General features: G+C 70.4%; 5 protein-coding genes and 5 tRNA genes. 6 read left to right on the top strand and 4 right to left on the bottom strand.

Features of this window, described 5'->3' with window-relative positions; translation table 11 throughout:
- Positions 1 to 33 precede the first annotated feature (33 nt).
- The 4 genes from VMR86_09355 to VMR86_09340 all read right to left on the bottom strand — a co-directional run bounded on the left by VMR86_09355 (position 34) and on the right by VMR86_09340 (position 2,853).
- Positions 34 to 107, bottom strand: a tRNA-Cys gene (locus VMR86_09355).
- Between the two features lie 507 nt (positions 108 to 614).
- Complete coding sequence (locus tag VMR86_09350; protein HTO07247.1) at positions 615 to 920, bottom strand: hypothetical protein; 306 nt, start codon at positions 918 to 920, stop codon at positions 615 to 617.
- Between the two features lie 11 nt (positions 921 to 931).
- On the bottom strand, positions 932 to 1,501 hold the full coding sequence (locus tag VMR86_09345) for a hypothetical protein (protein HTO07246.1): 570 nt from the start codon (positions 1,499 to 1,501) through the stop codon (positions 932 to 934).
- A gap of 89 nt (positions 1,502 to 1,590) precedes the next feature.
- Positions 1,591 to 2,853, bottom strand: coding sequence for an anthranilate synthase component I family protein (locus tag VMR86_09340; protein ID HTO07245.1), 1,263 nt, complete (start codon positions 2,851 to 2,853; stop codon positions 1,591 to 1,593).
- A 30-nt stretch (positions 2,854 to 2,883) separates the two neighbouring features.
- On the opposite strand from VMR86_09340, the gene VMR86_09335 reads away from it, so the two are divergent.
- The 6 genes from VMR86_09335 to VMR86_09310 form a co-directional block, all read left to right on the top strand.
- Positions 2,884 to 3,636, top strand: coding sequence for an RNA methyltransferase (locus VMR86_09335; protein ID HTO07244.1), 753 nt, complete (start codon positions 2,884 to 2,886; stop codon positions 3,634 to 3,636).
- A 16-nt stretch (positions 3,637 to 3,652) separates the two neighbouring features.
- A tRNA-Thr gene (locus VMR86_09330) sits at positions 3,653 to 3,725 on the top strand.
- A gap of 200 nt (positions 3,726 to 3,925) precedes the next feature.
- Positions 3,926 to 4,011, top strand: a tRNA-Tyr gene (locus VMR86_09325).
- A gap of 50 nt (positions 4,012 to 4,061) precedes the next feature.
- Positions 4,062 to 4,138 (top strand) — tRNA-Gly (locus tag VMR86_09320).
- A 12-nt stretch (positions 4,139 to 4,150) separates the two neighbouring features.
- Positions 4,151 to 4,224, top strand: a tRNA-Thr gene (locus VMR86_09315).
- 54 nt (positions 4,225 to 4,278) lie between these two features.
- Positions 4,279 to 4,419 (top strand): GTP-binding protein (locus tag VMR86_09310; protein ID HTO07243.1); only part of this gene is annotated, 141 nt, incomplete at its 3' end.

Raw genomic sequence — 4,419 nt, 5'->3', positions numbered from 1 at the left:
GCTGCAGCCCGCGCCCAGGCTCCGGCTCTAGGCTGGAGGCGCCGCCCGGATTCGAACCGGGGATAAAGGCTTTGCAGGCCTCTGCCTTACCACTTGGCGACGGCGCCTTACAGGTGATCGCATGGGCACCCTACCCATGCTCTGAGGTGATCGCATGGGCACCCTACCCATGCTCCGGGCACCCTACCCATGCTGAGGTGCGTAGCTTAGCCGGTCTGGAGTACTGTGCCCGAGCCCGGATGGTGGAACTGGCAGACACAGAGGACTCGAGGTTTGGGTCTCCCGCGCGGCAACGCGCGGGTAAGAAACTGGGTGAATTCAGGGGAACCTAAGGCGACCGAGCGACGGCAATCCTGAGCCAAGCCGCAAAGGGCACCAGGTTTTGCGGAAGGTGCAGAGACTAGCGGGGTGAGCCCCAACGATAATCCCCGCCAACGAGCGCCCGGCACCCCACAGGGGTGAAGAGATAGTCCGATCCCGAGGGGAAACCCTCGGAGCCGATGTAAAATCCTCAGAAGCGCAAGCTTCGTGCGGGTTCGATCCCCGCTCCGGGCAGTTCGGTTCTTCAAGGCGCCGCTGCGCGCAGCGATCCGCAGGCGAGCGTAGTTCAAGAACTAGCGGAAGCGCATGCACTCGCGGACGGTGGATTCCGGTGTCTGCTCGAGCAGTGAGCGCAGTGTCTCGCGGTCGAGGATCGTCGTGCGGTTGTACGACCAGTCGGGGCGCTCGAGCTCGATCCGGAACAGCTCGGGGCCTTTCATGATCTGGCGCACGTAGGCGCGGCCGCCTTCGTCGAGATCGCGCTGGATCGACTTGATGATCGAGCGGATGCGCTGCAGGCGCAGCCGCTCAGGATCGATTTCGAACGTGCGGATCCCCCGGATCCAGCGGAAGTTTCCTGGCGGCTTGGGGGCGGGCATCCGCGGTCATGCTATCGGCGGTCCCTGGGGGAGGCAACCGCTGATTCGGAGTTCATTTCATCCGCCTTCGCCGCGCCGCGCGCGAGCTTTCCGAGCGCGCGGCCGTAGCGCTCGAGCGCCCGCGGCGGGCCGCCCAGCAGCTCGAGGCCCACGAGGGCCGCGGCACGCGCACCGTGCTCGCCGGGGACGAACACCACGCGCGTCCAGCGCGCGAGGCCGACCACGTCGATGGGCGCCTCGCCGGGCAGGCGCAGCTGCACGAGCACGCGCGTGCCGACTTCGGGCGGGCGCTCGCAGCGAATGCACAGGCCGCGGCGTGACAGGTTCTGCGTCTGGTCGTCGTCCGCGATGTCGTAGTAGAGCTCGCCGGTGATCGGGTCGCGCACCGCGTCGATCGTGGTGCGCTCGGCGCGGAGTGACAGGTTGGTGCGGAGCTCACCGCGGCGCTGCACGGCCGGCAGAGTGACTTCGTCTTCGGCCGCGCCCGGCTGTGCAATCCTGCGCCAGCCCGACTGCGGCGCGGGTGTGGCGACCGGCGTGACTTCCGGTGACTCTTCCGCTCTGCGCTGCACGTCCGACACTGCGTCTCCTCCGCGATCTCCCGCTCGCTTCGGCGCCGGCCGGTGACCCCTTGAGGGGCGCATGGCGCGCCCGGGCACGTGCGTGCGTTCTACGGCTCGAAGCCCCAGGCCCGGGCGAAGCCGCGCCCCTTGTCGCGGGTCTCGCGCAGCTCCGCGGCGGGCTCGGAGTCGGCGACGATGCCGCCGCCCAGGTGGAGGTGCAGGGCGCCGCGCGCCGCGATCGCCGTGCGGATCGCGATCGCCAGCTCCATCCGGCCCGAGGCGTCGATCCAGCCGACGGCGCCGGTGTAGGCGTCGCGCGCCACGGGCTCGAGCTCGGCGATGAGCTGCATGGCGCGCAGCTTCGGCGCGCCGGTGATCGAGCCGCCCGGGAACGTGGCCTCGAGCAGCCCGACCCAGTCGCCCGGCTCGCGCAGGCGCCCGGCCACGACCGACACCAGATGGTGTACGTCGGCGAAGCTGCGCGGCGCGCACAGCTCGCGCAGGTGCACGCTGCCGGTCTGGCACACGCGGCCCAGATCGTTGCGCTCGAGGTCCACGATCATCACGTGCTCGGCGCGGTCCTTCTCCGACGCGAGCAGGGCGCGGAGCTGCGCGGCGTCGTCGGCCGGCGTGGCGGCGCGCGGGCGCGTGCCCTTGATCGGGTGCGTCTCGACGGCGCCTGCCTCGGCGCGCAGGAACAGCTCGGGCGAGCTCGACAGAAGCGTGCGCTCCGGCGTCTCCAGATAGGCGCCGAAGGGCGCGCCGGCGGCGTCGGCGAGCGCGCGGTACAGGCTCCGCAGGCCCGGCGCGTCGGGGGCCGGAAGGTCGAGCCGGCGCGCCAGGTTCACCTGGTACACGTCGCCAGCGCGGATGTACGCCTGCACGCGGCGCACGGCGCACAGGAAGTCCGAGTCACTCGTGCGCGGCAGCGGCGCGCGCAGCGCGGGCGGCTTCGCGGGCTCCACGCGGGGCAGGCTGGCGAGCAGCGCTTCGAGCTTCGCCCGCGCACGCGGACAGCCGCCCGCGACGACGGGCCGTCCGGTCGTCGGATCGCCGACTGCCAGCGCCCGAAACCCGGCCAGACACACGGGGGCGGTCGCGCCGTCGCGCCGGGGCACGCGTCCGCCCGAGAGCTCGTGGCCGAGCTCGTAGCCCAGGCTCCCGATCAGCAGCGCCGAGAGCGGCGGCGCGCCGCGGAACTGCGCCAGCCAGCGCTCCGCCTCGCGCAGCGCCTCGAGGCCGCCGCGGAAGGTGACTTCGGGGTATACGCCCAGCGCCGCGCTGCCCCATCCGCCGGCGCCGCGCGGGTCCAGCAGGTGGGGAAGCGAGTCGAGCGGGAGCGCGTCGAGCAGGTGGGCGAGGGAAGTCACGGCGGCGGTCCCCGGAGTAGAGTGAGCGCGATGGCGGGCCCGGCGAACTTTGCCTTGATCGAAGGCACGCGACCAGTCATCGAGGCCATTCGCGCTGGCCGGCGCCGCGTGCACGCCGTCCACCTCCCGGAGGGAGACGGCAGCGCGGCGCGGCGCGAGCTCGAGACGCTGCTCGCGGAGCGGGGCATCGCCCGGCGGGTCGCCGAGCGCGGCGGGTTCGTGCACGCCGAAGCGGATCCCTATCCGGAGGAAGAGGCGGAGGCGCTGCTGGCGGCGCCGTCGCCGCGCTTCCTCGTGGCGCTCGACCGCGTGACCGACGTCGGGAACCTGGGGAGCATCGCGCGCAGCGCGGAGGGAGCGGGTGTAGGCGGCCTCGTGCTCGAGCACCGCCACTCGCCGCCGATCTCGGCCGGCGCGCTGCGCGCGAGCGCGGGCGCGCTCGAGCACCTGCGCGTGGGCCGCGCGCCGAACCTGGCGCGCGCGCTCGACCTGGGTCGCAGCGAGGGGCTGGCGCTCCTGGTCGCGGATGCGGGAGGTGTTCCCCTCGTCGAGCTTCCGACCATGACGCTCCAGTCCGACCTCGTCTGGGTGTTCGGGAGTGAGGATCTCGGAGTGCGCGCCGGGATCCGGAAGCTCGCGACCGCGGTGGTGGGTATTCCGCTCCAGGGCAAAATCGCGTCCTTGGGAGTGGCCGCGGCGGCTGCCTATCTTTTGTTCAGGACGGCCGAGGCCCGGCGCTCCGCCGTCGGCGCGGAGTTTGCTGGCACGGCGAAAACCTCCTGATACAATCGCCGCTTGCGCTGGCGTAGCTCAATCGGTAGAGCAGCTGATTTGTAATCAGCAGGTTGGAGGTTCGAGTCCCCTCGCCAGCTCCGCGCCCAGGGCGTCGGAGCGGCAACTCGGCACCTGCACCACGCCGGCGGGTCGACACAGCACGGGTTACACGGAAAAGCATCGGGATTCGTACTGCGCCGCGGAGGAATCGGGGTGCTCGGCGGGGCGGGATCTTTTTGTGCGCGGACGGAACGAAGTGACTCGCGGTCGAGTGACCGCGCAGGCTCGAGAACCCTCCGGAGAGGTACCAAAGCGGTCAACTGGGACGGGCTGTAAACCCGTTGGCTCACGCCTTCGGAGGTTCGAATCCTCCCCTCTCCACCACGCGCCAGGCGGCTCAGCCGGTCTCGGAGGCATACACAAAGAAGTTTCGGGCGGGAATAGCTCAGTTGGCTAGAGCACAAGCCTTCCAAGCTTGGGGTCGCGGGTTCGAGCCCCGTTTCCCGCTCCACCAGGAAATCCCGCCCATGTAGCTCAGGTGGTTAGAGCGCATCCTTGGTAAGGATGAGGTCGGCGGTTCGACTCCGCCCATGGGCTCACCAAGAATCCGACTCACTCACTCACAGGTCACACGAGGGAAACACAAGAGCGATGTCCAAGGAGAAGTTCGAGCGCAACAAGCCGCACGTGAACGTGGGGACGATCGGCCACGTGGATCACGGGAAGACGACGTTGACGGCGGCGATCACGGCGCGGCAGGCGACGAAGAAGCTGGCGCAGGAGATGAAGTTC

The organism is Myxococcota bacterium, from assembly GCA_035498015.1.
GTDB lineage: Bacteria > Myxococcota_A > UBA9160 > SZUA-336 > SZUA-336 > VGRW01.
This window is presented reverse-complemented; position numbering and strand designations above follow the sequence as displayed.

Coding starts and splice junctions, on each gene's coding strand:
- VMR86_09350 (HTO07247.1), bottom strand. CDS start 920: ATGCCCGCCCCCAAGCCGCCAGGAAACTTCCGCTGGATCCGGGGGATC.
- VMR86_09335 (HTO07244.1), top strand. CDS start 2,884: ATGGCGGGCCCGGCGAACTTTGCCTTGATCGAAGGCACGCGACCAGTC.